Source organism: Streptomyces sp. NPDC026673 (genome assembly GCF_040638135.1).
Classification (GTDB): domain Bacteria; phylum Actinomycetota; class Actinomycetes; order Streptomycetales; family Streptomycetaceae; genus Actinacidiphila.
This window is the reverse complement of the sequence record NZ_JBEZXR010000047.1, coordinates 45,057-71,737: the sequence shown is the minus strand read 5'-3', so window position 1 is coordinate 71,737 and position 26,681 is coordinate 45,057. Positions and strand designations below refer to the sequence as shown.

Annotated in this window: 22 protein-coding genes, 2 tRNA genes, 1 pseudogene and 1 riboswitch; of the genes and pseudogenes, 12 read left to right on the top strand and 13 right to left on the bottom strand. The window is 72.7% G+C overall.

Annotation, left to right across the window (positions count from 1 at the left end; all coding sequences use genetic code 11):
- Positions 1-174 precede the first annotated feature (174 nt).
- Positions 175-2,667 carry a SpoIIE family protein phosphatase gene (locus AB0F62_RS27830; RefSeq protein WP_361804795.1) on the bottom strand — a complete coding sequence of 831 codons (2,493 nt, stop codon included), beginning with the start codon at positions 2,665-2,667 and terminating at the stop codon, positions 175-177.
- 372 nt (positions 2,668-3,039) lie between these two features.
- Between AB0F62_RS27830 and AB0F62_RS27825 the strand changes: the two genes are divergently transcribed.
- The gene (locus AB0F62_RS27825) at positions 3,040-3,936 is read left to right on the top strand and encodes an RNA polymerase sigma-70 factor (RefSeq protein ID WP_361804792.1); all 897 of its coding nucleotides are present in this window, start codon (positions 3,040-3,042) and stop codon (positions 3,934-3,936) included.
- A 37-nt stretch (positions 3,937-3,973) separates the two neighbouring features.
- On the opposite strand, the gene AB0F62_RS27820 is transcribed toward AB0F62_RS27825, so the two are convergent.
- Entirely contained in the window at positions 3,974-4,210 is a 237-nt protein-coding gene (locus tag AB0F62_RS27820; protein ID WP_361804789.1) for a hypothetical protein, read from the bottom strand.
- Between the two features lie 270 nt (positions 4,211-4,480).
- Here AB0F62_RS27820 and AB0F62_RS27815 point away from each other — a divergent pair, with 270 nt between their 5' ends.
- The 4 genes and pseudogenes from AB0F62_RS27815 to snpA form a co-directional block, all read left to right on the top strand.
- Positions 4,481-5,464, top strand: coding sequence for a tetratricopeptide repeat protein (locus tag AB0F62_RS27815; RefSeq protein WP_361804786.1), 984 nt, complete (start codon positions 4,481-4,483; stop codon positions 5,462-5,464).
- A gap of 105 nt (positions 5,465-5,569) precedes the next feature.
- Complete coding sequence (locus AB0F62_RS27810; RefSeq protein WP_361804783.1) at positions 5,570-6,049, top strand: diadenosine tetraphosphate hydrolase; 480 nt, start codon at positions 5,570-5,572, stop codon at positions 6,047-6,049.
- Between the two features lie 536 nt (positions 6,050-6,585).
- Entirely contained in the window at positions 6,586-6,963 is a 378-nt protein-coding gene (locus AB0F62_RS27805; protein WP_361804780.1) for a hypothetical protein, read from the top strand.
- A 618-nt stretch (positions 6,964-7,581) separates the two neighbouring features.
- Positions 7,582-8,223 (top strand): annotated as a pseudogene (snpA, locus tag AB0F62_RS27800) (snapalysin); the annotation flags it as partial.
- A 309-nt stretch (positions 8,224-8,532) separates the two neighbouring features.
- On the opposite strand, the gene AB0F62_RS27795 reads toward snpA, so the two are convergent.
- Entirely contained in the window at positions 8,533-8,943 is a 411-nt protein-coding gene (locus AB0F62_RS27795; protein WP_361804777.1) for a hypothetical protein, read from the bottom strand.
- 231 nt (positions 8,944-9,174) lie between these two features.
- Between AB0F62_RS27795 and AB0F62_RS27790 the strand changes: the two genes are divergently transcribed.
- The 3 genes from AB0F62_RS27790 (at position 9,175) to AB0F62_RS27780 (ending at position 10,781) form a co-directional block, all read left to right on the top strand.
- The gene (locus AB0F62_RS27790; RefSeq protein WP_361804774.1) at positions 9,175-9,366 is read left to right on the top strand and encodes a hypothetical protein; all 192 of its coding nucleotides are present in this window, start codon (positions 9,175-9,177) and stop codon (positions 9,364-9,366) included.
- 361 nt (positions 9,367-9,727) lie between these two features.
- Positions 9,728-9,850, top strand: a tRNA-OTHER gene (locus AB0F62_RS27785).
- A gap of 514 nt (positions 9,851-10,364) precedes the next feature.
- Entirely contained in the window at positions 10,365-10,781 is a 417-nt protein-coding gene (locus tag AB0F62_RS27780; protein WP_361804771.1) for a hypothetical protein, read from the top strand.
- A gap of 363 nt (positions 10,782-11,144) precedes the next feature.
- Here the strand turns inward: AB0F62_RS27780 and AB0F62_RS27775 are convergent, their stop codons facing one another.
- Entirely contained in the window at positions 11,145-11,420 is a 276-nt protein-coding gene (locus tag AB0F62_RS27775; RefSeq protein ID WP_361804768.1) for a hypothetical protein, read from the bottom strand.
- 309 nt (positions 11,421-11,729) lie between these two features.
- Between AB0F62_RS27775 and AB0F62_RS27770 the strand changes: the two genes are divergently transcribed.
- Positions 11,730-12,377 carry a hypothetical protein gene (locus AB0F62_RS27770; RefSeq protein WP_361804765.1) on the top strand — a complete coding sequence of 216 codons (648 nt, stop codon included), beginning with the start codon at positions 11,730-11,732 and terminating at the stop codon, positions 12,375-12,377.
- 171 nt (positions 12,378-12,548) lie between these two features.
- Here AB0F62_RS27770 and AB0F62_RS27765 read toward each other — a convergent pair.
- Positions 12,549-12,623: transfer RNA gene (locus AB0F62_RS27765), tRNA-Val, on the bottom strand.
- A 64-nt stretch (positions 12,624-12,687) separates the two neighbouring features.
- Positions 12,688-13,941 carry a cytochrome P450 gene (locus AB0F62_RS27760; RefSeq protein ID WP_361804762.1) on the bottom strand — a complete coding sequence of 418 codons (1,254 nt, stop codon included), beginning with the start codon at positions 13,939-13,941 and terminating at the stop codon, positions 12,688-12,690.
- 534 nt (positions 13,942-14,475) lie between these two features.
- Here AB0F62_RS27760 and AB0F62_RS27755 point away from each other — a divergent pair.
- Positions 14,476-15,645, top strand: coding sequence for a steroid 3-ketoacyl-CoA thiolase (locus AB0F62_RS27755; protein ID WP_361804759.1), 1,170 nt, complete (start codon positions 14,476-14,478; stop codon positions 15,643-15,645).
- A gap of 558 nt (positions 15,646-16,203) precedes the next feature.
- On the opposite strand, the gene AB0F62_RS27750 is transcribed toward AB0F62_RS27755, so the two are convergent.
- From AB0F62_RS27750 to AB0F62_RS27725, 6 genes are all read right to left on the bottom strand, one after another.
- On the bottom strand, positions 16,204-17,052 hold the full coding sequence (locus tag AB0F62_RS27750) for an ECF transporter S component (RefSeq protein WP_361804756.1): 849 nt from the start codon (positions 17,050-17,052) through the stop codon (positions 16,204-16,206).
- Positions 17,049-18,662, bottom strand: a complete 1,614-nt coding sequence (locus AB0F62_RS27745) for an ATP-binding cassette domain-containing protein (RefSeq protein ID WP_361804753.1) — start codon at positions 18,660-18,662, stop codon at positions 17,049-17,051. The genes AB0F62_RS27750 and AB0F62_RS27745 overlap by 4 nt, the downstream gene beginning before the upstream one ends.
- Entirely contained in the window at positions 18,659-19,687 is a 1,029-nt protein-coding gene (locus AB0F62_RS27740; protein WP_361804801.1) for a CbiQ family ECF transporter T component, read from the bottom strand. Before AB0F62_RS27740 ends, AB0F62_RS27745 begins: the two co-directional genes overlap by 4 nt.
- Positions 19,688-20,253: 566 nt before the next feature.
- The gene (locus AB0F62_RS27735; RefSeq protein WP_361804750.1) at positions 20,254-20,877 is read right to left on the bottom strand and encodes an SCO2322 family protein; all 624 of its coding nucleotides are present in this window, start codon (positions 20,875-20,877) and stop codon (positions 20,254-20,256) included.
- The gene (locus AB0F62_RS27730) at positions 20,874-22,010 is read right to left on the bottom strand and encodes a prenyltransferase/squalene oxidase repeat-containing protein (RefSeq protein ID WP_361804747.1); all 1,137 of its coding nucleotides are present in this window, start codon (positions 22,008-22,010) and stop codon (positions 20,874-20,876) included. Before AB0F62_RS27730 ends, AB0F62_RS27735 begins: the two co-directional genes overlap by 4 nt.
- A gap of 88 nt (positions 22,011-22,098) precedes the next feature.
- Positions 22,099-22,225: riboswitch (cobalamin riboswitch) on the bottom strand.
- Between the two features lie 278 nt (positions 22,226-22,503).
- Positions 22,504-23,508 carry an MBL fold metallo-hydrolase gene (locus tag AB0F62_RS27725; protein WP_361804744.1) on the bottom strand — a complete coding sequence of 335 codons (1,005 nt, stop codon included), beginning with the start codon at positions 23,506-23,508 and terminating at the stop codon, positions 22,504-22,506.
- A gap of 115 nt (positions 23,509-23,623) precedes the next feature.
- Between AB0F62_RS27725 and AB0F62_RS27720 the strand changes: the two genes are divergently transcribed.
- Positions 23,624-25,087: an aldehyde dehydrogenase gene (locus tag AB0F62_RS27720; protein ID WP_361804741.1), complete on the top strand. Its 1,464-nt coding sequence runs from the start codon at positions 23,624-23,626 to the stop codon at positions 25,085-25,087.
- A gap of 4 nt (positions 25,088-25,091) precedes the next feature.
- A complete protein-coding gene (locus AB0F62_RS27715) occupies positions 25,092-25,325 on the top strand; it encodes a ferredoxin (RefSeq protein ID WP_361804738.1) in 234 nt (77 codons plus the stop codon).
- A gap of 26 nt (positions 25,326-25,351) precedes the next feature.
- Here the strand turns inward: AB0F62_RS27715 and AB0F62_RS27710 are convergent, their stop codons facing one another.
- Positions 25,352-26,005 carry a TetR family transcriptional regulator gene (locus AB0F62_RS27710; protein WP_361804736.1) on the bottom strand — a complete coding sequence of 218 codons (654 nt, stop codon included), beginning with the start codon at positions 26,003-26,005 and terminating at the stop codon, positions 25,352-25,354.
- Between the last annotated feature and the right edge of the window lie 676 nt (positions 26,006-26,681).

The following is a 26,681-nucleotide window of genomic DNA, read 5'->3' as shown; positions in this document are numbered from 1 at the left end:
ACCGCGGACCCGGCGCTGGTGCGTTCGCTGTTCGTCCCCGGCCACCGGCATCGGCGCCGGCACCGCGGATGTCGCGGCCGCGATCGACCTCGACGCACCGACCTCCACGCCCCCCGGTACGCATACGGCGGTCCTGACGCCGACCGTCAGCGGTGGGTCGGGCATCGTCGATGTCTATGTGGCACTGGGCTGCAGCGGGCGTGACAAAGGCCGGGAGCCGGAGGCCGCGGGCAGATCCTGTTCGACCCAGACGACCTTGCCCTCCGGCAACAACCGGGACCCCCACCTGCGCGACATCTGGGCGATGAGGAGGAGGCCGCGGCCGTTCTCGTCCGTGGAGCGGGCGCGGCGCGGGCGGGGGGCACAGGTGTCGGTGTCCGACACTTCGCAGGTCAGGACCCCGTGTTGCTTCAGGCACAGCCGGATCGGACCGCTGCTGTGGCGGATGGCGTTGGTGACCAGTTCGCTGACGATCAGCTTTGTGGAGTCGCCGAGACCGTCCAGTCCCCAGGCGGTCAACTGGCGGGCCGCCAGGTCGCGGGCGCTGCGCACGGCGGTCTCGTCATTGGGCAGGGTCCAGGAGGCCTGCTGGGCCGGGGGCAGGGATCGGGTCCTGATGAGGAGCAGGGTGGTGTCGTCGCAGGACGCCTGCCCGGAGACGGTGTCCGTCGCGCGCGTGCAGAGTTCCTCCAGAGGCCGGCCCGGGTCCTTCAGGGCGGTGCCCAGGCGGTGCATGCCGTCCTCGATGTCGCGGTCGCGGGTCTCGATCAGGCCGTCGGTGTAGAGGGCGAGGAGGCTGCCTTCGGGCAGTTCCAGTTCCACGGTCTCGAAGGGGTCGCCGAGGCCGATGCCCAGAGGGGCTCCGGGGGGAAGGTCGGGGAAGGTGACGTGGCCCTGCGGGTCGACGATCGCGGGCGGCAGGTGCCCGGCGCGGGCCATGCTGCACACCCCGGTGGCGGGGTCGTACACGGCGTACAGGCAGGTGGCGCCCACGGCCCCGGGGGCCGGGTCGGGGTCGTCGCAGTCCTCCTCGGCCAGGCGCTGCACGGTGTCGTCGAGGTGGGCCAGGAGTTTGTCGGGGGGCAGGTCCATGTCGGCCAGGGTGCGCACCGCGGCGCGCAGTGTGCCCATGGTGGCGGCGGCGTGCAGGCCGTGCCCGACCACGTCGCCGACGACGAAGGCCACCCGGGCCCCGGACAGCGGGATCACGTCGAACCAGTCTCCGCCGACCCCGTGGTCCAGGTCGGCCGGCAGATAGCGCGACGCCGTCTCGACGGCCGTGCCGCCGGAGAGCCGGCGCGGCAGCAGGGTGCGCTGCAGGGCGAGGGCGGCGGTGTGCTCGCGGGCGTACCGGCGGGCGTTGTCCAGCGCGAGTGCGGCGCGGTTGACGAGCTCCTCGGCCAGCAGCAGGTCGGCCTCCTGGAACGGCGCCGGGTTCCGGGTGCGGACGAACATCACCACACCGAGCAGCGCGCCCCGCACGCGGACGGGCACCACCATCAGCGAGTGCATGCCGCTCTCATGGCTCCCATGGGCGAGTGCCGGCCGCCCGTCGAGTCGGGGCCGGTCCAGGTGGCGCTCGAGGAAGGGCTTGCCGGTGCGCAGGACGACGGCAAGCGGCGACGTGGACGACATCGGGACCGCCTCGCCGTGCGTCAGCGGGGATTCCGGGACCCCGGGGTGGATCGAGGCCTGTCCGGCCCGTCGCAGCACGGGAACACCCCCGCCGGTGGTGGCGCCGAGGCGGACGGCCGGCCCCTCACCGAACGGGACGGACTGCTCCAGGTCGACGGCGGCGTAGTCGGCGAGCAGGGGTACGGCGAGGTCGGCCAGGCCCTGGCTGGTCCGCATCACGTCCAGACTCCCGCCCAGTTGCGCACTGGCCTCGGAGATGGTGTCGATGCGCTCGCGCATCCGCCGGCTCTCGGTGACGTCGGCGCTGATCACGCACACTCCCACCGTCTCGCCGTCGGAGCCCTGGAGGCAGTGGTAGCCCCACGCGAACGGGTGCTCCCGCCCCTGGGCGGTGGGCAGCCACGCCCGGTACTCGTGCACCTTGGCGACGCCGCCCTGGAGGACCTGCCGCATCAGTGCCTCGAGGGCTTCGGCCTTGGCGCCGGGCAGTGATTCGGAGATCCGCCGTCCGAGCCGCCGGTCGGCGGGGATGCCGTCGTGCTGCTCCATCACGTCGTTGGTGACCGTGCAGCGCAACTGCGGGTCCCGGACGACGACTCCGATGGGCGCGCGGGCGAGGAGCGGGCCCCGCGCCAGGCCGCTCAGTACGTCCCCGGACAGTGCCCCCGCGTCGGTCAGCGAGGCCAGCCAGCGTGTGGGCCCGTCCTGGCCCCGCAGTGCCGTGATCCGCAGGCTGACGTCGACCAGGTGTCCGCCGCGGTGGCGTACGGCCGTAGCGCCGGGCCAGCCGTTCTGGGCGACGCAGCGCTCCACGAACGCCGAGGTGCCGGCTGCCGCCCCGAAGGACGGCACCACCAGGGTGGCGGCGCGGCCCACGATGTCCCCGGCACCGTAACCGACGAGCCGCTCGGCGGTCTGCGTCCATCCGACGACCCTGCCCACTTCGTCGAACAGCGCGAATGCCGCGTCGGATATGCCGAGCCCGTTGAACTCCTTGCCGAGCGTCACGTTCTGGATGCTTTCTGTGGTCATCGGGATGCTGTCCTTGTATGGCCGGGTCCGTTTTCAACGCTTTTGGTTGAATGTCAAACGAGGTCTCCGTTTTGTGACAGATCTCGCCGATGTGGCGGAAAGTGGCCGAGGCATCGCGCTCGGCGTCGAGGCTCCGCCCGGACCGTCCTCGCGGGCGCCCCCGGTCCCGGCCGCTCTCGCGTGGACCGGCCCGACCCCGCGCCGCCGCGAACGGCGCCCCACCGGTTCGATCACGGTGTGCCCATGGCGACGGAAGTGACGAGCCGCCGCTACGGATTCGATCGCCCGCGGGGAGCGGGACATCCCGCCCGGCTCGGCGAGCGTCCCACTGTGCCCGCTAATAGCATGGTGATCACGAGTTGGAGGCCACTCATGCGCACGCGTGAAAACACAGACTCCCTTGAGCAGGCGACGAGGGATTTCATGGCGGCGCGTCCCCGACTGTTCGGCATCGCCTACCGCGTGCTCGGCAGTGCCACGGAAGCCGAGGACATCGTCCAAGAGGTATGGCTGCGCTGGCAGACCATCGACCATGCCGACGTCCAGGAACCGGTGGCGTTCCTGGCCACGATCACCACCCGGCTGTCGATCAACCACGCCAAGTCCGCCAGGATGCAACGCGAGTCCTACATCGGTCCGTGGCTTCCGGAACCGATCGACACCAGCGCGGATCCGCAGTTGGGGGCGGAACGGGCCGAGGTTCTCGACATGGCGGTCCTCTTCCTTCTGGAGAAGCTGAACCCCGTGGAACGGGCCGCCTACGTGCTGAGGGAAGCCTTCGACTACCCGTACAAACAGATCGCGGACATCCTGGAGACGAGCGAGGCCAATACGCGCCAGTTGGTGAGCCGGGCCCGGAAGCACCTCACAGCGGAACGCAAGGAGCCGGTCAGCTCCACCGCGCACCGCCGTCTGCTGAAGGCGTTCGTCGAGGCGGCACAGACCGGCAATCTGGCGGCGCTGGAAGAGCTTCTCGCGGCCGACGTGGTCAGCTACGCCGACGGTGCGGGGAAGCGCGGGGCCTCCAAGATCCCGATCATCGGCCGCCCGCATGTCTCCAAGACCCTCGTCGCCTACTCCCCGCGCTTCTGGGCCGAGACGGATGTCCGCTGGGTGGAGGCCAACGGCAGGCCTGCCGCCCTGGTGACGCGGCACGGTGACGCAGTGGCTCTTGTGACCGCTGATGCGTCGGAGCACGGCATCGAACGCGTCATGTGGGTGGTCAGCCCCGACAAGCTGGCTTCCTATGTGGCATCTCTGGACGGTTGAGCCCGCCAGGCGCCTGGACCACCGCCGTCGGCTGTGATCAGTCGCCGAATCGATCGGTCACGCGGTCGACACGACGGAGTCGCCAGGCGCGGATCTCGTCGAGGAGCACGCATGCCGCGAGTGTGAGGCTCACGGTCTCCACGCTCGCCGGCCACGGTTCGGACAGCCACCGGTGACCGATGACCGCCCACCCGCTGAGGATCGGCACGGCGAGGAGGTAGCCGCGCAGGCGCACCCGCAGCGGACGCACATCGGACCGTGGTTCAACCGCCATGATGACCCCGTGCCGTCGCGAGCCGATGCCTGATCACGTGCGTATGCTGCTCACCTCTGCCCGCCGGGTCAATGCCCCCGCACGGGCGCGGTGTCGGATCATGCATCGGCTGGGTCTTCCGGAAGTGCGGCGGGGGGAGCGCCCGGCCTGCGCCGATCCGGACGGCCCGGAGACGCCCCGCGATGGTGCTCGCCGCAGGGATCGCTGACGGCAGCGCCACCGCGCACGCGGAGGTTTCACAGGACCGCTGGTCACGGATATCCTCCGGCGATGTCGAACCAGTCAGTGACAGCGGGAGTCGCTCTCGCCGCTGTGATGGCGCACTGCGGTGGAAGCCCGGTCGGCGCCGTGGAGTTTCTGGTGGGGGCGATGGCCTCCGCGCCGGCAGCCCCGGAGCCCTATGCGGCGCTCGGCGAGTTGTGGCGGGACCGGCGGTCGGAGCTGAAGGAGGGGCTCGAAGGGAAGGGCTCCTTGAGCGTCGTGCCGGCGCAGGCGTACTTCCTGTTCCTCGACGGGGACATGGACGACGCGGCGATGACCCTTGGTTCGGTCACGGGCGTGCGGCCCGACGTGCCATGGGGCGCCGCACCCTGGTTCGGAGACGCACGCTTTCTCGGCGCGGTGAGTGCCGAGGCGCTGGCCGAGGCGTGTCTGCGGACGTTGGACTACGACCACGACCTGGACACCGACGAGATGCGGGAGCGGTTCGCGCCCTGGTTCCACGCTGTCGACGTGGTGTCCGAACGCAGTCCCGTACCGGAGTCGCTTGCGGCCATGGCCCGGCTGCCCCGGGCCTGCGGACGCCACGAACTGGCCTTCGCCCTGTGCGACCGCGCTGATGCCGTCGACCGGGTCATGTGGACCGCGGTCGCACGAGCGGCCACCTGGCGGGTGAAGGGCGACTTGGACCGGGCCGCGGCAGCCTTCGAAGACGCCCTGGCCCTGGACCCCGCCAACTGGTCCCTCTACCTGGACCTCGCCGATGTACGCGCAGAGCAGGGCGACTTCGCCGCAGCCGCGAGCCTCGTCGGGCAAGGCCTGGAACACGAACCCCACGAAGTCACCCTGCGTGCGGCGGGCGCCGCCTATCGCACGCGGCTGTCCGGCTCGTCCGACGATCTGCGGGCCCTGATCGCCCTGGCGCCGGGGCTCGCGAACACCTCCTACCGGGACCTGTTGATCGACTACGCCTGCGCGGGCCCGGGGCTGCCCCCGAGTCTCGTGGCCACGGCCCGGAGCATCGGCACGAACTGAAATCGGCCGGGGCCGCTCGTCGCCTCACGTGGTTGGTCCTCGAAGCGGGTGAGGGCGGTGGGGAGCGAAGAGAGCGCCTTGATCACTCATGGGTAGGCTCGATGCATGCGCGGCGACTGGCGGACGGACCGGATCGGGGCTGCTCTGCGGGGCGAGAACCCGACCGTGCTACGGCGACTCGAGTCCGGCTTCGCAGTGATCGGCGACGTTCAGTTCCTGCCGGGGTACTCGGTTCTCCTCGCGGACGAACCGGGTGTTCAGCGGCTGTCCGAACTGCCGAGGGCCAAGCGACGGTCGTTTCTGTCCGACATGGACCAACTGGGAGAAGCGGTCGAGCGGGCCTGTCGCCGGCTGGACAGCGGCTTCCGCCGGGTCAACCTGGAGATCCTGGGCAACACGGACCCGTTCCTGCACGTCCACGTCTGGCCGAGGTTCGAGTGGGAGCCGGCCGAACTGGTGGGCAGACCGGTGTGGCTGTATCCGCGTGACCGCTGGAGTGACGAGCGGTTCCGGCTCGACCCCCGGCACGATGTGCTGCGGGAGACGATCGGCAGCGAACTGGACCGGCTGCGTTCGATGCCCTGACGGTCGGGGCCCGCCGACGGGCAGGCCGGCGGGCCCGGGCTTCGTCCCGGGGCCGGCCACGTCGGCGTTCCGCGTCTTTGCGGCAGGCCGGCGAAGAGTGGATCCGGCGGGCGGCCTGAGGCCTCGAAGGGGCTCTGTCGCCGACATGCTCGGCAAAACGGAGCCCGATCCCCGGAGGTCGTCCGCCGAGCCCGGTGCTGCCTGTCGGGGAATCACCCGCGGACGCCGGTCACGGCGGGCGCGCACCCGTGAAGGGTGGGCGTGGCGACCGGCCGTCCCTACCTGCGGACGGCGACGAGACCGGCACCCGTGGACAACCGGCCCCGCTCCGGAGCCTGAACCCCCGCCGACCACCGACCCGCACAGCGCCAACCGGCCCCGGGCCCCCCAACCCTCCCCTCCGCAGCCCGCCGCTTTGCACCCCAAGGCCGTGAGACGAACCCGCACTCACCCACCGGCAGCATCTCTCGGCGCCCGGCCGCCTGTTGTCGATCGCGGCTGAGTGCTGCCGGGCCGCCGCCACTTATGATTTCGCCATGTCATCTCCCGTTACTCCGAAGCGGCGTTCCGGTGAGGTAGTGCCCGACGGCCGGACGCCTTCCGGGGTGGATCGGGTGATCAAGGGAATGGCGTGGTGGTGGATGGCCAGTCCGCTCATCCTGCTGACACCGTTGATCACCCTCATCGCGGGGTTTCCCGAGGTGCGTGAAGAGTTCGGCAGGGTGTTCGGCCTGGCTGCCCTGACGAGCGCGGTGGTCGCGCCGGCCACGGGGTTCTTGGTGGCTCTTGTCGGGCGTCGGCGGCAGGCTCGTCGGCGCTTCGCCGTCATGGGCGCGGTGTCCGGCGTGCCGGTCCTCTTCTTCTTGGTCTTCGGAGTGCTGTTCGCCGAGTGTCCGGACGGATATCACTGCTAGAACGCCTCCGCGCTGCCGCGCGGACCCAAGTGGCGAACTTCCGGTGGAGGCGGACTCCGGCCTCCGGCATTCCGGCCTCCGGCCCGACTGCTGCCTGTGATCGGGTGCGTACCTCTTGTACGTGACTGACGACGGCCCGGCTCGCGCAGTCCGGAAGCCACCGGGTGCGGCGGGCAGGGGTCGGCGCCGGGCGAAAGGAACGGAAGCCCACATTCTATGACGTCGGTCACAGCGCTCCGCCAAGTAATCGGCGCACTTAGTAGATGCGGTGCGGTAGACATGTAGGGTTTTGCCCCTCTTTGCCCGAATGTGGATCCCGCTGTGCTGCCCGGCATTCCGTCCGGCCGACCCGCACGCCCGCAGCCCGGTGAGGCAGGGCTTCTGACGCTGCGACAGTTATTCCCCACGCCGCCTTGTGCGGAGTGGAGACCCGCGCGCACTGCCCTGGCGAGGTCCCGGGACCTACGAGGCGACATAGTGGCGGGACCCGTTGCGTTCCCTGTCGAGGCGTTCTAAGAATGGCGACCCACAGGACGTCGCTGCAGTTCGGAACCGGTGTTCACGCGGAGTCGACCGCGCACCGGGCGCTCGGCGTCACGAGTGGATGGGAGCCCTCACATGAACTCGTCCCGAACCTCCGCGAGGCTCCTCGCCGTCGCTCTCGGCCTGGGTCTGGCCTCCGCCGCGCTGGGCGCGGCAGTACCGGCCGGCGCCCAGACGCCCGCCACCCCGTCCGCTTCCGCCGGTACCTCCGTGGCCCGGTACGGCGGGTCGGTCGAGGAGGCCTCGAACAACACGGCGTTCTTCTCGGCTGTGCTCAAGTCGGTCGCCGAAAAGCGCGCCGCCCAGCCCAACGCGCAGGCGGTGACCGTCTACTACAACGCCTCCCAGGCGCCGAGCTTCCGCTCGCAGATATCGACCGCGGCCTCGATCTGGAACAGCTCCGTGTCCAACGTCAAGCTCCAGGAGGCTTCGAGCGGCGCCGACTTCTCCTACCGCGAGGGCAACGACTCGCGCGGGTCGTACGCCTCCACCGACGGCCACGGAAGCGGCTACGTCTTCCTCGACTACACCCAGAACCAGAAGGACGACTCGGTCCGCGTCGTCACCCACGAGACCGGGCACGTGCTGGGCCTGGCGGACGACTACAGCGGGCCGTGCAGTGAGCTGATGTCGGGCGGCGGCCCCGGCCCGTCCTGCACCAACCGCTACCCGGACGCCGCCGAGCGCTCGCGTGTCGACCAACTGTGGGCCACCGGCCTCGCGCAGGCCCCGGGCACGGTGAACCAGCCCGCCGACCAGGTGAGCGGCGAACCGCCGGCGTGGCCCGTGGCGCCGGGCCACGGGCCGGGGCGTCCGCACCACGGCACGTCCTGGCGGTGACGGGGCTCCCAAGCGCCATTCCCCGCACGACGGACTTCCTGGACCCGACCGTCTGCGCGCACCGCGGCGCCGGCCAGGGATACCGAGTGCGGTGATGCGCTCGGGGCCGTCGAAGGACATGGTGACCGCCTGAGCTGCTACCACCCACGCCCACGAGTGTGCTGGGGCTGTTCAGGGCGGTCGCAGTCACCAGCCGCGGAACGTGCCAGTGGTGTCCGTGGAGTCGGCGAAGTCGGCGAAGTCCATGTTGGCGATGCTCAGGTTGGCGGAGATCTCGGGGTACCACTCGGCCGGCACACGGAAGGTCCGGCCCGGTTCGTCGTAGAGGTCGACGGCCAGAAGGGGGTGCGTCGGATCGGCCATGGTGGCGGCATCCGCGAGGAAGACATACGTGATCTTGTCGTCGTCCTCGGCTGCGGCATCCTCGTCGACCAGGACCTGGATGCCCACGTCAGCGAAACGCGGGTCGTCGACGTATGTCGCGACTCCGTCCTGTGCGGTGTCGATCGTCTCTCGCAGGGCGTCCCAGGCTGCGTCGTCGTTGAAGTCGGTGCGCAGCACCACGGATGCCAGATCGTCGGGGTAAGGCAGCGGCATGCGGGCATGGTCGCATCCGCGAGTCGACGTCGCGGCAGGTGGGTGACGTCCACCCGCGTTCACGCCCGACCCGCTCACGGACTGCGCCTGGCTCCTGATGTCGTCTGAACGGCTGTGAGCGGGGCTGAACGAGACGGAAACCGAGACGGGCCGCGGTCACTCTGACCTCTCACGACGACGGCTCGCTTACCAATCCCGCCACTGGTCCGTGAGCTCGTACCGCCCAAGTCCGTGCCTGGCGGTCAGGGCCGCGACGTCGATTCCTCGCTCAGTGAGGGCCTCGTCGATGTAGAGGCAGAGTTGCTCGCGCTCATCGGTCTCGAAGGCGCATTCGTCGTGGGCTTCATTCACCGCGTTCAGGGCCAGAACGACGCGCTCCACTACGTCGTGACCTGGATGGGCAGTCCGCTGCTGCCCGTGTAAGAGGGGGTGCGATGCCCGGCGTTGACCGTGGTTCGCCGCGCGCTCCGGCACGGGGCGGCACGGACGCTCCCCGTCCCGCGGCGACTTGGCCGGCCGCACGTCCTTGGGTTGGTGTCTCTCACTCGCTGCCGTGTTCCGCCCGCGGGCCGTGCGCGTAGCGGTCAGAAGGGAGGTTCGAGATCGCCGCGGCCATCGCTGTGTGGCCCCCAGTCTCAGGGCTCTTCCTGGTAGCGGGTCGTGCCTTGTGAACGGACCAGGCCGCCATGCTGGCGTGGTCATGGTCGGTTCGAGGTAGCGGCGCGCGGTCGGGGCCCCTGCCTCTATGCTCGCCGAAGCGGGATCGCGCGGTCCCGTAGGTTGCGGCGCCGTGGCAGAGCGGTCGATTGCGATCGTCGTAGGGGAAGGTCCCTCCTACGACGCTCCAGTGCGGGTCCGGGCGGTCCTTGCCCTACCTAGCGCGCGGGTTCGAATCCCGTCGGCGCCGCACCCGACCGTTGCCATCGGCACGAGCAGACAGCGTCAGGTCCCGCCGCGGGCTCAGGCTCGGCGTCGGCATCGGCATCGGCGCTGACTTGTAAGTTCGCGCCGGGCTCCGTCCGGACTGCCAGAAGGGGCCTGCACCGGCGGCCTCTCGTTGGTCTCCGGCCGCCCTGCTCCGCGGTGATGCGCCGGCTTTGATGTCACTCGGGGATGTCAACCGTGAAGGATGAGCAGACGTTTAGAAGATGTGGGCAGGCCCCCTGCAGCTCCGGGCGGCAGGGTTGCGCCACCGCCGTAGCGGGCTATGGCCAGTTGCTGTCGTTCGCCCTCGTTGCTGTCAGCGCTGCCGTCACCCCGAGACTCCCCGACTGACGTCGCGTACAGGTGGCACGACGGGTCGACAATCCGGGCTCACTTGACGGTGTCCGCACGGGCGGCGGACAGACTGAGGCATCCGCCATGGGGCCTGTAGGCCTGTGGCTAACGCACCTTGTAGAGCAGGTAGGTGGAGTGCGAGCATGCAGCCCGTGACAATCTCCTCTAGATCATCGTTTGGCAGTACGCCTCCGCTCTTCCGCTGGGTGGCCGCTATCCGTAAGGCCCCGGTCAGCTCGGCGAAGGACGTGGCCGACTTCCATCAGGGCGTTGAACTCCGGGTACGTGCACTGTTTGTCAGGCCGGACAGCAAGGTCAAGACGCCGTGGGGTGAGTTGCGCCTGTCGAATTCCGCGGACGCCATATGGGAAGCCAGGGCCGGCAAGGATGCGCTGACGATCCCGCTTGGCACCACTACTATCGCCCCCTCGGACAAGCACCTCTTCATGGGCACTGCGGGATTCGATCTCACGCTTGCCGACGGGAACGTGCAGCGCATGAGGGTTTACACCGGAGACGCCAGTCTGGTCAAAGCCGTGTTCGGCAAGGCCGGCGAATAGGACTGAGCTGCAAATCTGGCGGCAAACCCGACGTTGCCGCCACCGGCGATTCGAAGTTCCCCGGTGTTCCCCGCTCGTGCCTGCACGATCAGACACGCCGCGCGCACGTGTGCCCTCAGGGCCCCGGGCTGTCGGCGCCCCGTGTGGATCACGGGCGGCAATACGTTTTGCCCCGGACCATGGTCGGTTCGGGGCCGTTGCGCTGGTGCCGCCGACAGGATTCGAACCTGTGACACCCGCTTTAGGAGTTCCAGCGGGGGCTTGTCGCGCCTGCTCACATCACTGGCAATCGATGGCGTCAGAGCCCACCTGCAGCCGATCTGATCTGCTGTCGTACGTCCTCGTTGGTATCGGCTGTGGATGTCAGCACGCCGCCTCGTCCCCGAGCAGACGAGTGCTGAACTGTGGACCTCGCCGCCCGGGAACCCAGCCCAATTCCCGCGCTCGGCGAATCGCATGGGCTACCAGCGCAGGAGTGATCACCGTGCCGTGCTCCACCCAGGTCACCATCCGCTGTCCGTTGGCTTCGGCATCCTCCACCACGATCGCCAGGCCGGGCTCGTCATCAGGTGCAACTACCCATCGGTAGCGGCAGCCGTCGACCGTGGAGCACTTGGTGCCCTTCTTCGCCAACGCCATCATGAACTCCCCGGAGCGGCCCGTCGCGTCCGTCTACGTTCCTCTCGGGGATGATCCCAGCTCAAGCCGGCGCGGCGGAAAAGGCCCTTTCCGGCCTACTCAGTTTGTAGGCGTGGTGTCGTCGGCGTGAGTCGGGTTGCGATGAGGCAGCCGCCGGTGATGTCGCTCCGGTGCTGGATCTTTCGGAGTGATGGACCACGGCGGATCACCGAACGCGGCACGCACGACCAACTGATCGCCCTCGACGGCAGGCATGCGACTCTGGTGCGTCGTGACACCGAACTCGCCGCTACGGCATGATCGTTGCCCATGGGACCACTCGACGGTGCGGACCTGCCGGGCTACCGGCAGGTCGCCGACCACGCCTGGACCGATGACCACGGCGACGTGATCAGCCTGCACTTCTTCGACCTGCCTCCGGACATACCCGCGCCTCTGGAGGAGCCGGACCGGCTGCGGCAGGCACTCGCCCGCTTCACGGCCGACGCGGGCGGCGGTCTCATCGAGGCCGACGTCGTCCGGGTCGCCGGACTGCCTGCGCTGCGCCAGGTACTCAAAGTGCCGCTGCCGGACCGGCCGAGAGGCCAGGCGTTCCTGGGTACTTACACCCTGCCGCGCGCGGCCTGCAGCGCGGTGGTCAAGGTGCAGGCCTTTGAAGACGGCGTCACAGGGATGCGTGAGGCCATGGTGCTCGCCGAACTCGGGCCCGAGCAGTACTTCCTGGAGCATCCCTACGCGCCCGGGCTGCGCGGCGGGCTCCCCTTCCACCGCGCCGACGCCCAGGAGTACGACGCGCGCTTCCCCGGCCACCCGCTCACCCGGGTACGGACGGCGCTCGCCCACCTGGCCGGGACCCTGGGCGCCGAACCCGGCTTCGCGGAGCTCCCACCCTTCACTGGGCCCGCCCGCCGCGGCCTCCTGGGACGGGTGGGCAAGCGCACACGCCGGGACCGGTGATCCGCCGATGGCCGGGCACGTGGACGACCAGATCCGGCGGGTGAAGGGGCTGGACGCCGGGGATCCGTCTGGCACGTGAATGGCACGGCGGCCCTCATGGGCGGCCGATGAAAAAGGCCCAGGCTTCCGGACTCACACCGGATGACCTGGGCCTTCGCCATGCGCTGGGGCTGGTGGGCGTGGACGGTTTCGAACCGCCGACATCTGCCTTGTAAGGGCAGCGCTCTACCGCTGAGCTACACGCCCGCTGGACACGCGAAAACACACCCTACCCTGCGATACCCCGCGCCCGGCAAACGTACGCTCACGGTCAGGTGTAGGTCACGCGGAGTTCCTTGACGCCGTTCAGCCAGGGGGAGCGCAGGCGGCGGGGCTCGCCGGCGAGGCGGATGGCGGGGAGGGTGTCGGCGATGGCGTTGAAGATGAGGTCGATCTCGAGGCGGGCGAGGCTCGCGCCGAGGCAGAAGTGGGGGCCGCCGCCGCCGAAGCCGAGGTGGGGGTTGGGGTCGCGGGTGATGTCGAAGGCGTCGGCGGCCGTGAAGACCTCGGGGTCGTGGTTGGCGGAGGCGTAGAAGATGCCGACGCGGTCGCCCTCCCGGATCTTGGCTCCGCCCAGCTCCGTGTCGTGTGTGGCGGTTCGCTGGAACGAGGTGACCGGGGTGGCCCAGCGGACGATCTCGTCGGCGGCGGTGCGGGGGCGCTCGGCGCGGAAGAGGTCCCACTGCTCGGGGTGGGTGAGGAAGGCGTGCATGCCGTGGGTGATGGCGTTGCGCGTGGTCTCGTTGCCGGCTACGGCCAGGACGAGGACGAAGAAGCCGAACTCGTCGGTGGTGAGGTTGCCCTCGTCCTCGGCGGCGACGAGCTTGGTGACGATGTCGTGGGCGGGGCAGGCCTTGCGCTCGGTGGCCATGTTCATCGCGTAGGAGATGAGCTCGATGGAGGACTCGGTGCCTATCTCCTCGGTGATGGCGAGCTCGGGGTCGTCGTATCCGATCATCTTGTTGGACCAGTCGAAGATCTTGCTGCGGTCCTCCTGGGGGACGCCGATGAGTTCGGCGATGGCCTGGAGGGGCAGTTCGCAGGCGATGTCGGTGACGAAGTCGCCGGTGCCGCGGTCGGCGGCCTCGGCGACGATCCGCTCGGCGCGCCTGCGCAGGGCGTCCTCGAGGGCGCGGATGGCCCGCGGGGTGAAACCCCGCTGGACGATCTGGCGCAGGCGGGTGTGCTCGGGCGGGTCCATGTTGAGGATGATCAGCTGCTGGGCGTCTATCCGGTCGCGCTGCATGTGCTCGTTGAAGCGGATGATCGCGGTGTTGGTGCGGGAGGAGAACGTCTCCGGGGTGGTGGAGACCGTCTTGACGTCGGCGTGCCGGGTGACGGCCCAGTAGCCGTCGTCGCCGAAGCCGGCGATGCCGTGGGGCTGGGGGATCCAGGAGACGGGCGCGGTGTGCCGGAGGGCGGCGAACTCCGGGAGCGGGATGCTCCGCTGGTTGACGTCCGGGTCGGTGAAGTCGAAGCCGTCGGGGAGGGCGGGGCAGGAGGAGGGCGGCGGCGTGGCGGACATCGGCGGCTCCTGGTCCGGGTCGTCCGTGCGTGGTCCGGGGTGTTCGTTCGTGGTTTCGGGGGTTCGTGCGTGGTCTGTGGGTGGTCCGTTCGTGGTTCGGGGCGTCGGTGTGGCGTTCCGGTGGTCCGTTCGTGGTCCGGGGGCGTCCGTGCGGCATTCCGGCGTTCCGGCGGGTCGTGCGTGGTCCGTACGGCGTCCCGGCGGTCCCGGCGGTCCTGGCGGGGCGTTGGCTGGTTCCGGCCCTTCCGGTCCGGGGTGTTGCGGATCTTCCGGGGTGCTCTGCCGGACTCCCGGGCCGGCGCGTTCCCGGTGTTCCGGGCACTCCGATCTCTGACGGTCCATCAGATGTGCCTGTGGACGGTAGCCCCGGGCCCTGTAAGTGGCAAGAGCCGTGACGGCGCGGATCGGCCCGGCTCGTGCACGACCCTTGCGCCCGCGTACCGCCGGTAAGCAGACTGCTGGGCGGAACTAGAACGCGTACTAGTTCTGCCGCGGGCGCCGGGACGCCCCGCGGCCGAGGAGAGGACGAGGTACATGGCCGCTGAACCCGTCATCGTCGAAGCTGTACGCACCCCCATCGGCAAGCGCGGTGGCGCGCTCGCCAACCTCCACCCCGCCTACCTGCTCGGTGAGACGTACCGCGAACTGCTCGGCCGCACCGGAATCCAGCCCGACGCCGTCGAGCAGATCGTCGGCGGTACGGTCACCCACGCCGGCGAGCAGTCGATGAACCCCGCGCGCACCGCCTGGCTGGCCTGCGGGCTGCCGTACGAGACCGCCGCGACGACCGTGGACTGCCAGTGCGGCTCCTCGCAGCAGGCCAACCACATGGTCGCCAACATGATCGCGGCCGGGGTGATCGACATCGGCATCGGCTGCGGCGTCGAGGCCATGTCGCGGGTGCCGCTGGGCAGCGGCTCCAAGCACGGGCCCGGCAAGCCCTTCCCGGACGAGTGGAACGTGGACCTGCCCAACCAGTTCGAGGCGGCCGAGCGCATCGCGCGGCGCCGCGGTCTGACCCGCGAACACGTGGACCGGCTCGGGCTGATCTCGCAGGAGCGGGCCGCGCGGGCCTGGGCGGAGGAGCGCTTCAAGCGGGAGACCTTCGCCGTGCAGGTGCCCACGACCGAGGACGAGCAGCTCGCCGGGCAGGGCATGTGGCGGCTGGTCGACCACGACGAGGGACTGCGCGACACCAGCATGGAGGCGCTCGCCGGGCTGAAGGCGATCATGCCGACGGCCGTGCACACCGCCGGGAACTCCTCGCAGATCTCCGACGGCGCCGCCGCCGTAATGTGGGCGTCCAAGCGGATGGCGCGGGCGCTGAAGCTGCGGCCGCGGGCCCGGATCGTGGCGCAGGCGCTGGTCGGCGCCGATACGCACTACCACCTGGACGGGCCGATCGACGCGACGCGCGCGGTGCTCGGCAAGGCGGGCATGACCCTGGGGGACATCGACCTCGTCGAGGTCAACGAGGCCTTCGCCTCGGTGGTGCTGTCCTGGGCGCAGGTCTTCGACCAGGACCTGGAGAAGGTCAACGTCAACGGCGGGGCGATCGCGCTCGGCCACCCGGTGGGCGCCACCGGGGCGCGCCTGATCACCACGGCTCTGCACGAACTGGAGCGAGCGGACAAGGAGTTCGCGCTGATCGTGATGTGCGCCGGTGGCGCGCTGGCGACCGGCACGATCATCCAGCGGATGTGAGCCACCCCGTGCGGACGACCCCCGGGATGCGCCCGGGGATCCGCCGCATTCCCGGGCGCGGCGAGGGCGCCGGGCAGGGTGACATCGCGCGGCGGCTGCCCGTCCCGTCGGACGGGCTGCGCCCCGGCCGCTTCGCGCGGCGGCTGCCCGTCCCCGCGGACGCCCGGCCCGTCGGACGGGCTGTGCCCCCACCGCTTCGCGCGGCGGACGCGGCACCCCGCGGGGGCGATGCGCGACGCGGTGCGGCAAGGCCGCGGCACCCGCGACCGGCGGGCCGGGCAGCCGCCGGGCCGGTACGCCCGTACACCGCGAGCCGCGAGCGCGAGCGGGCGCGCTGCCCGGGCCGGACCGGCCGCCGCCCACGGCATACGGCCGCCACCCACGGCATACGGGCGGCGCCGACAGCCAACGGCGACACCGGCGGCGTGGGCACACCAACAGCGCCGCGCACCAGCGGCGCCCGGCACACCAGCGACACCGGCACACCAGCGAGCGCCCGGCGCCCCGCCGCGCCCCGCCGCTGCCCCGCGTTCGTGCCGCGGGCGCGCCGCCCGACCGTCAGCGCGGCGGAGGCGGCGCGCCGCCCGCGCCCCCGTCGTCGAACGCCACTGGCGCGCCGAACGCGGCGCGCCGGGTGGCCCGGCGCAGCGCCCGCAGCACGAACGGGCCGAGGGTGAGGGTCAGGACCGCGGTCAGCACGGCGCGGGGCAGGTCCCAGCCGAGCGAGGTGGCCAGGCAGTACGCGACGAAGCGGCCCAGGTTGGCGGGGAGCGGGTCGCCGGGGACGAAGGAGACGCTGGAGGCCATCTCCCGGAGGTAGGGCCACCCCTGCAGGTTCATGACCGTCCCGTACGCGACCGAGGACACGGCCCCGTACGCGGCGACGAGCGCGAGTTCGGCCCGGCCGCGCAGCCGGACGGAACCGGGGAGCAGGCCCGCGCCGAGCGCCACCCAGCCCATGGAGAGCATCTGGAACGGCATCCACGGCCCGACGCCGCCGGTGAGCAGCGCGGAGGCGAACATCGTCACCGCGCCGAGGGCGAAGCCGAAGCCGGGGCCGAGGACCCGGCCGGAGAGGACGACGAGGAAGAACATGGGCTCGATGCCGGCCGTGCCGCCGCCGAGGGGGCGCAGGGCGGCGCCCGCGGCGGCCAGCACGCCGAGCATGGCGACCGACTTGGCGCTCAGGCCGTCCTCGTCGTCGGCGACGGTCGCCATGACGACGGCGATCAGCAGCGGCAGCAGCGCGGCGAACAGCCAGGGCGCGTCCTCGCTGTGGGCGAGGCCCGACCCGGGGTCGGCCAGCAGCGGCCAGCCGAAGGCGGCGACGCCGATCGCGGAGACGAGTGTCAGCGCGACGACGGCCCGCCGGCCCAGCCGGACGGCGCGCGGCGGACGGGCGGTCACGCCGTCCCCGCCAGGGCCGCCTCGACCTGGCCGACGGTCAGCCAGGGCAGCGGGCCGAGCACCTTCGCCACCTGCGGGGCGAAGGCGGGGGAGGAGACGACGACCTCGGGGGTGGGGCCGTCCGCGACGAGGTCCCCGTCGGCGAGGATGACGACGCGGTGGGCGAGTTCGGCGGCGAGTTCGACGTCGTGGGTGGCGAGGACGATGGCGTGGCCGTCCGCGGCGAGCGTGCGCAGGTGCGCGGCGAGGCGGGCCTTGGCGGCGTAGTCCAGGCCGCGCGTCGGTTCGTCGAGCAGGATCAGCGGGGGACGGGCGGTCAGCACGACGGCGAGCGCGAGCGCGAGCCGCTGGCCCTCGGACAGGTCGCGCGGGTGCGTGTCGTCGTCGACGCCGGGCAGCAGGCCGCCGACCAGGGCGCGGCAGGTGCCGGGGGTCGCGCGGGCGTCGGCGTCGGCGGCGGCGCACTCGGCGGCGACGGTGTCCGCGTACAGCAGGTCGCGCGGGTCCTGGGGGACGAGGCCGACGCGGCGGACGAGGTCGGCGGGCCTGGTGCGGGACGGCTCCAGGCCGCCGACGGTCACGGTGCCCGAGGCGGGGGCGTGCATGCCGACGAGGGTGGCCAGCAGGGTCGACTTCCCGGCGCCGTTGCGGCCCATGAGGGCCACGGTCTCGCCGGGCCGTACGGTCAGGTCGACCGCGCGCAGCGCCTCGACGCGGCCGCGGCGGACGGTGAGCCCGCGGACGGCGGCGACGGGTTCGCCGGGCGGTACGGCGGGCGGCGCGGGCGGGGTGCGGCCGGCGAGGCGTTCGCGCAACGGGGCGGCGGCGCGGCGGGCGTCGCGTACGGACAGCGGCAGCGGGGACCAGCCGGCGAGGCGGCCGAGGGCGACGACCGGGGGACGCACGGGGGAGGCGGCCATGACCTCGGCGGGCGTCCCGGCGACGGGCGCGGCGCCGCCGCCCGGGAGCAGGACGACCTGGTCGGCGTAGTGCACGACGCGTTCCAGGCGGTGTTCGGCCATCAGCACCGTCGTCCCCAGGTCGTGCACGAGCCGTTGCAGCACGGCGAGCACCTCCTCGGCCGCCGCGGGGTCGAGGGCGGAGGTCGGCTCGTCCAGGACCAGCACCCGGGGGTGGACGGTCAGGACCGAGCCGATGGCCACGCGCTGTTGCTGCCCGCCGGACAGGGTGCCGATCGGCCGGGCGCGCAGGTCGGCGAGGCCGAGCAGGTCGAGGGTCTCCTCGACGCGGCGGCGCATCACGTCGGGGGCGACGCCGATCGACTCCATGCCGTAGGCGAGTTCGTCCTCGACGGTGTCGGTGACGAAGTGCGCGAGCGGGTCCTGGCCCACGGTGCCGACGACATGGGCGAGTTCACGCGGTCTGTGGCCGCGCGTGTCGTGCCCCGCGACGGTGACCCGGCCGGTGAGGGTGCCGCCGGTGAAGTGCGGTACGAGGCCGGAGACGGTGCCCAGGAGGGTCGACTTGCCGGTGCCGGAGGGCCCGACCACCAGGCAGAGTTCGCCCTCGGGGACGGTCAGGTCGACACCGGCGAGGGCGGGCGCGGAGGCGCCGTCGTAGGTGACGGAGACCTGCTCGAAGCGGATCACGGGCGGGCTCCCTTCAGATGGGCGGGCAGCAGCCCCAGCAGGGCGGCGGCCGCGGGCCACAGCGGCAGCGACGGCGCCGTCAGCGGTACCGCCGGCGGGTTGAGGCCGGCGGGCGAGGCTGCGGCGGCCCAGATCGTCAGCGCGGCGACGGCCACACCCGAGGCGGTGACCAGCCACGCGGTCGCGTCCCAGCGGTCGGGGCGGTAGCGGGTGCGGACGGAGCGCCGCCCGCCCAGGCGCAGTCCCGCGACGGCGGCCGCCAGCCCGGCCAGCAGCAGGGGCAGTCCGTACGCGGCGCCCTGGGCGGCCAGCAGCGCGTACGTGCCCGCGCACAGCCCGAGCAGCCCGCCGAGGGTGAGCGCGGCGGTGGTCCGGCGTACGGCGGGCGGCACTTCGGCGGTACGGCCGTAGCCGCGCGCGTCCATGGCGGCGGCGAGCGCGACGGAGCGCTCCAGCGCCCCCTCCAGGACGGGAAGGCCGACCTGCAGCAGCGCCCGTACGCCCTTGACCGAGCGGCCCCGCAGCCGGCGCGCCGCCCGCAGCCGCCGGACGTCGGCGACCAGGTGCGGCGCGAAGGTCATCGCCACGACCACGGCGACGCCGGCCTCGTACAGGGCGCCGGGCAGCGACTTGAGCAGCCGGGTGGGGTTGGCCAGGGCGTTGGCGGCACCGAGACACGCCAGGAGCGTGGCCAGCCGCATGCCCTCCCGGAAGGCGAACCACAGCCCCTCGGCGGTGACCCGGCCGCCCAGGCGTACGCCCTGCGCCCAGTGGGGCAGCGGTACTTCGGGCAGGGTCAGCACGGTGTGCGTGCCGGGGATCGGGGAGCCGAGGACGACGGCGAAGACGAGCCGGATGGCGAGGACGAGCAGGCCGAGCCGGAGGAAGGCGGCGTACGACCGCGACCAGGGCGCGTCCGGTACGCGGCAGACGGCCACGACGTACCCGGCGACGGCGGCCAGCAGTGCGAGCAGTGCCGGGTTCGTCGTCCGGGACGCGGCCGTCGCGAGCCCCAGTGCCCACAGCCACCACGCCCCCGCGTGCGGCCCCCGCGCCCGGCCCGCCGCCCGCGGGCCGCCCGCGCCGGCCTGCCCGGTGCGTTCCGGCCGCCGCAGCAGCGCCCGCAAACGGCCGGAGCCGTCCCCGCCTTCGGTGCCGCGGCGGAGGCCGTTCGTGCCGCCCGGGGTGTCGTCCCGCCGGGTGCGTGCCGTCGCGTCGGCGAGGTGGCCAGGGGCGGGCGAAGGCGTTGCCCGTACGTCCGCCGCGTCGCCGCTGCGGGGGGTGACGGCCGGACGGGTGGGCGCCGCGCCCTCGGTGGTGGGGGCGGCCGCGGTGGCCGATCCGTCGCGGCGCCGTATCGCTGTCCGGCGGTCGGGAGGGGTGTCCGGTACCTGCGCGGCGGTCGTGCCGGCCGTGCGCGGTTCGCCGGGGGTGTCACCGGACGGGAGGACCGACCGCCGCCGCGGCCGGGGTGGTGCGTCGGCGCCGGTACTGCGGGCGGCGGGGGTGGCCGAGCCGTTCCCGGTGCGCGGGCGCAGCCGCGGGAACAGGGCGAGGGCCCGCAGGGGGCGGGCCAGGGTCGCACCGGAGGTCATGGGCGGTCGTTCCGGCGGCGGCGGACCTGCCAGGCGGCGGCCGCGGCGACGGCCAGGACGGCGGCCGCGGCGCCGTACGTGCCGAGCGCCGGGCCGGAGGAGGGGGCGGGGGCGGGGGGCGCGGCGTCGTCGGCGACCTGCTCGCCGCAGCCCGTGGCGGGGTAGCCGGTGATGGCGCAGACGAGGCCCGCGGAGTTGTAGCGCAGCGGGGCCGCGACGGCGGCCAGGGCGTCGGCGGAGGTGGCGTCGGAGGGGACGCGGGCGCAGGCGGTGCGGGCGGCCGGGGCGTCGGCGGCGGTGCCGAAGTCGAGCAGCAGCGCGACGCGCTTGGTGCCGGGCCGGGCCGGGGTCCCGTCGCAGACGGCGGCGAAGCGGGCCGCTCCCCGGGGGCGGGCGGCCGAGTCGGCGTCGGGGCTGACGCCGAAGCGCCAGCCCTCGACGCTGCCGTCGGCGGGGCGGCTGAGGGCGGGGCCGGTCTGGGCGTACGTCCAGTCGCCGGTGGCCGTGTCACGCTGCCAGAACGACCAGTACCGGTAGCTGGCCGCCTGCGCGGGTGTCGCGACGAGGGCGGCCAGCAGGGCTGTCAGGAGTGCCGCCGCCGTGAGGGGCGGCCGCCTCACAGCCGGTGCTTCCGGCCGGCGAGCAGCACCCCGATGCCGATGCCGGCGACCAGGCAGGCGCCGACGATCCACCACACCGAACTGCCGCCCGAGGACTCGGGCTTCTGCTGCGCGACCGGGCCGAGGGCGCTGAGCCGCGTGATGTGGTCCCGCATGGGGTTGCCGGTGGCGTACGCGGCGAGGGCGAGCTGGGCGAGGGCGGTGGGGTTGTCCTTGGCCCAGGCGTCGGAGTTGGCGGCGAGCCATTTGTAGCCGCCCTTGGCGGCGTCGAGGTGCCCGCCGGCGGCGAGGGCGACGACGGCGTCGGCGGTGGTGCCGAAGTCGGGGTTCTTCTGGTCGGAGCCCGGGGTGACGGCGTCGAAGTGGCTGCCGCCCGCGGTGAGCTGACGGGCGAGCCAGGCGGCGCCCGCGTCGGAGGCTCCGCCGCCGCACTCGTCGCGCACCGGGGTGTCGCGGCCGGGGGCCTCGACCACGAAGCCCGCGCCTTCGGCGCCGCGCACGGCGTCCGCGGTGGCCTTGGCGTTGGCCGCGAGGGCCCCGGACTTGGGGTCGGGCTGGTAGGCGAAGGCGCCGCCGTCCTTCTTGCCGCAGGCCAGTTGGAGGGAGCGCAGCGCGTCGTAGGGCGACTGGCCGTCGGTGGTCACGGACTTGACGTCGGTCTTCGCGGCCTTGAGGCCGCCGATGACGACGGCCGTGGAGTCGGCGTCGGAGGCGCCGCCGGGGTTGTAGGACCAGCCGCCGTCGCGGTTCTGCACCTTGGCCAGCCAGTCGGCGGCGCGCTTGACGGCGAAGTCCTGCCCGTGGGCGGCGAGCGCCTGCACGGCGATGCCGGTGGCGTTGGTGTCCTCGGTCTTCGGGTCGCACGGCACCGTCGGGTCGGGACGGTAGGAGGCGAAGCCGCCGTCCGCGCACTGCTGCTTGGCGAGCCACTCCACCGCGTCCCCGGCCGGGTCCGTGTCGGCCGCGTGGAGTGCCAGCAGCGCGTACGACTGGCGCCAGACGCCGTCGTACGTGGGGTCGCCGTCCCCGTACAGCGCGGCGGGTGCCGCCGCGGGCGACGGCGAGGGCGACGCGGCTATGAGGAGCGTGCTGAAGGCGGCCAGGGCGGCCGCGGCGGTGCGGCGCAGGTGCATCGGGTGGTGCCTTTCGGGTGAGCGGTCGCGCAGACGGATGCGGGCGCGCGGTCACGGCACCGGGCTCCGGCTCCGTGTACCTCGACGGAAGAGCCGCTCCCGTCCGCGCGGGTGCTCCGGCTGGGCCCTCCCCGGACGGGGACGGCTCACGGTTGCGGGTCAGCGCCGGATTCGCACCGGCTTCCCCCACTCGGACGTGATTGGACTTGGTGTGTCGACCACACCTTAGCCGGGACCGCGCGCCGTGCCGTGCCCGGCCGTGTGCGGTCTGGCTCACACCGGCGGCTCCACGGCCACCTGCGAGGCCGTGCGGACAGGCGGGGTGGCGGTCGTGTGCCGACGGCTCTCGCCCGGCGGCGTTGTCGTCGGTCGCCGCGGTCCCCCGCGGCCCTTCGGGCCCGGGAGGTGTCCCCACCGCCGCGTCTCCCTTCTCCGCCTCGCCGGGCTCGGCGTTCGACCCGCTCCTTGCTCCACCCCGCCTGTCCGCGCGGGCTCACACCGCGGTGTAGGCGACCGGGTCCGATCCCGGGACGGGCTCGGCGTGCCCGAGCTTGACCAGGCGGCGCAGGTGCGCCTCGGCCTCGGCGACGGCGATGTTCCGGGAGGGGAAGGGGATCTGCTCCCAGGGGCGGTTCCACTGCATGGCCTCGGCCAGCTGCCACGGGGTGCGCGGGGCCTCGGCGATCAGGGCGCGGAGCGATGCGAGGCGGTCGGCGTGGTGGTCCAGCAGCTCGCGCACGCGGGCGCCGGCGTCGGTGAAGGGGTGCTTGTGGGCGGGCAGCACCTCGGCGGGGTCGAGCCGGGCGACGCGTTCCAGGGAGTCGAGGTAGTCGCCCAGGGGGTCGCCGACGGTCGCGTCGTCGGGGTCCTCGTACAGGCCGATGTGGGGTGAGATCCCGGGCAGCAGGTGGTCGCCGGAGAAGAGGCGGCGTCCGTCCTCCTCGAAGAGGCAGACGTGGCCGGGGGTGTGGCCCGGGGTCCAGATCGCGCGGATGGCGCGCCCGGCCAGCGGCACCCGCTCGCCGGGGACGATCTCGCGGTCGGGGAGGGCGGGCCGCAGGCCCGGTACGGGCCGGGCGCGGCGCTCGGCGCGCACCGCCCGCAGCGGGGCGAGGTGTTCCTCGGGGGCGCCGGCGGCGGCGAGTTTCGCGGCGAGGTAGTCCAGCCAGAGCCCCGGTTCCGCGCGGCGGGCCCGGCGGACGATCGCGGTGTCGGCGGCGTGCATGGCGATCCAGGCGCCGGAGGCCTCGCGGACCCGGCCGGACAGGCCGTGGTGGTCGGGGTGGTGGTGGGTGATGAGGACGCCGTGGATGTCGGTCGGGGAGGTGCCGAGCGCGGTGAGACCGTCGGCGAGGGCGTCGTAGGAGGCCGGGTCGTCCCAGCCGGTGTCGACCAGGACGGGGCCGCGGTCGGTGTCGACGACGTAGACCAGGGTGTGGCCCAGGGGGTTGTCGGGGATCGGGACCGGGATGCTCCAGATGCCGTCGCCGTGCTCCATGAGGTCCCCTCTCCGCAGCGTCGCATGCATTGCCCACCATAACTAGAACTGGTATCAGTTCTGAAGCAGAGTCACTTTCTGACGAGGCATCAGCCAGAGGCGGGACGGGACAGGCATGGACGGGAACGGGATCGTCGAACACGGACAGCTCTTCATCGGCGGGGAGTTGGTGGACCCGCTCGGCACCGCCACGATCGAGGTCGTCTCCCCCCACACCGAGCAGGTCTTCGCGCGGGTGCCGCACGCCTCCCGCGAGGACGTCGACCGGGCGGTGGCCGCCGCCCGCCGGGCCTTCGACGAGGGCCCGTGGCCGCGCGCCACCCTCGACGAGCGCATCGCGGTCGTCACACGCATCAAGGACGCGATCGCCGTGCGCCACGACGAGATCGCCCGCGTCATCAGCTCCCAGAACGGCTCGCCCTACTCCTGGAGCGTGCTCGCGCAGGCGCTCGGCGCGATGATGGTGTGGGACGCCGCGATCACCGTCGCGCGCGACTTCACCTGGGAGGAACGGCGCGCCGGAGTGCTCGGCCCGATCCTCGTACGCCGTGAGCCCGCCGGCGTCGTCGCGGCCGTCGTGCCGTGGAACGTCCCGCAGTTCACCGCCGCCGCCAAGCTCGCCCCCGCGCTGCTCGCCGGATGCTCCGTGATCCTCAAGCCGTCACCGGAGTCGCCGCTCGACGCCTACGTGCTCGGCGAGATCGCCGCCGAGGCGGGGCTGCCCGAGGGCGTGCTGTCGATCCTGCCCGCCGACCGCGAGGTCAGCGAGTACCTGGTCGGCCACCCCGGCGTCGACAAGGTCTCCTTCACCGGGTCGGTCGCGGCCGGCAAGCGCGTCATGGAGGTCGCCTCCCGCAACCTCACCCGCGTGACGCTGGAACTCGGCGGCAAGTCCGCCGCGCTGGTCCTGCCCGACGCCGACCTGGACACCGCCGTACCCGGCATCGTCTCGGCCGCCTGGATGAACAACGGCCAGGCCTGCGTCGCCCAGACCCGCATCCTCGCCCCGCGCTCGCGCTACGACGAGACCTCCGAGCGCCTCGCGGCCGCCGCCTCCGCGCTCGTCGTCGGCGACCCCCTCGACCCCGCCACGCAGGTCGGCCCGCTGGTCGCCCGCCGCCAGCAGCAGCGCTCCCTGGACTACATCGCCCTCGGCCAGCAGGAGGGGGCCAAGGTCCTCACCGGCGGCGGCCGCCCGCAGGCGCAGCCCACCGGCTGGTACGTCGAGCCCACCCTCTTCGGCGACGTGTCCAACTCCATGCGGATCGCCCGCGAGGAGATCTTCGGCCCGGTCATCTGCCTGCTGCCGTACGAGGACGAGGCCGAGGCCGTCCGCATCGCCAACGACTCCGACTACGGCCTGTCCGGCAGCGTGTGGACCGGCGACGTCGAGCACGGCATCGACATCGCGCGCCGGGTGCGCACCGGCACCTTCAACGTCAACACCTTCAGCCTCGACATGCTCGGCCCCTTCGGCGGCTACAAGAACTCCGGGCTCGGGCGGGAGTTCGGCCCCGAGGGGCTGGGCGAGTACCTGGAGCACAAGATGATCCACCTGCCCGCGGGCTGGGAGGGCTGACCCCGTGGGGGACCGGTGGCACATCGAGGTCGACCGGGGCGTGTGCATCGGCTCGGGCATGTGCGTGAACTCCGCCCCGGGCGGCTTCACCCTCGACTCCGCCCGGCAGTCCCATCCCGCGGTCCCCGACACCGACGCCGCGGAGGCGTTGCTGTCGGCGGCGGAGGGCTGCCCGGTGGAGGCGATCAGCATCACGCTGGCCGACTCCGGGGAGGCGGTCTTCCCGCCCGAGGAGTGACCGCGACCGCGGTGCGGGGCGGACGTTCAGGCCCCGGCGGCCCCGGCGGCCCCGGCCGTCCCCGCGGCCCCGGCCCGTCGGGGGTCGGTGAGGTCGATGAGCCGGCAGACGGTCTCGATGTCGATCTTCACCTGGGCGATCGAGGCACGCCCGGACAGCCAGGTGACCAGGGCGGAATGCCAGGTGTGCTCGATGACGCGGACCGCCGAGAGCAGCTCGGGCCCCGGCGGTCCGTCCAGCCGCATCGCGTCCAGGATGATCGCGGTCGTCAGCCGCGACACGGCGTCCACCTCCGGGCTGACGGAACGGTCGGCGAAGGTCAGCGCCCGAACCATCGCGTCCGCGAGGTGCGGCTCGCGCTGCATCGCGCGGAAGGCGCGCATCAGCGTCTCCGCCACGCGGTCCGCGGGCGCGGTGGCCGAGGGCGGGCGCTTGCGGAGGGCCTCGTGGAGGTGCTCCAGCTGGTCCCGCATCGTGGCGACGAGAAGATGGATCTTCGAGGGGAAGTAGCGGTACAGCGTGCCGAGCGCGACGTGCGACTGCTCGGCGACCTCGCGCATCTGGACGGCGTCGAAGCCGCCCCGGACGGCGAGCTCGGCGCTGGCGCGCAGGATGCGGCGGCGGCGGGCTTCCTGACGTTCGGTCAGCGGCACCGGGGACGGCTGAGGAGCTGCGGTCATCTGTCCCAATCCGAATCTGTGCGCCGTGCGGAACCGTCCCCCAGCGTACTGCGGTGCCTGGTTGTGGGCCTGGGTTCGTTCGGCCCGGTGCTCGTGTGCGGGTTCGTCGCGCCTGCGGCGGGCTGTCCCCCGCCCGCCCTCCCTCCCCCAGCCTTCGGCCGGGGGTGCCCCCATCCGGCGCGGTCGGTGCGGGCCGCGCACCGTGTGCCGGGGGTCGGTGCCGCGCCGGCGCACGCCCCCAGCCTTCGGCCGGGGGGACCCCCACCAACGCTCGCGGTTTACCCTCACATCATTCCGCGCTGGGTCCGCCGCTCGTGCTCCCCCAGCCTTCGGCCAGGGGGAGCACCCCGCCACACCCCCTCCGGTCGGTTGGGGCGCACGACGGCCGGAGGGGGTTCGGTTGGGCACTCGCAGCAACCCCGAACCGCTTCCTCACCCCGCCCTTCCCCAGCTACCGCTGGAGGGGGTGCCCGCATGGGGCCAGTCGGCCCGGTGGGGGTGAGTTGGGTGCTTGCGGTGACCCCGGACCGCCTCCCTACCCCTCCTCCGGGGATCAGGCGCGCTACGAGACGTAGGGGGCGGGGTCGTAGGGGTGGGCGTTCTGGACACTGGGCGTATTTGTGTGCGGCACCCGGGACGACAAAAGAAAGTGCCCGCCATGCACGTAAATATGCGT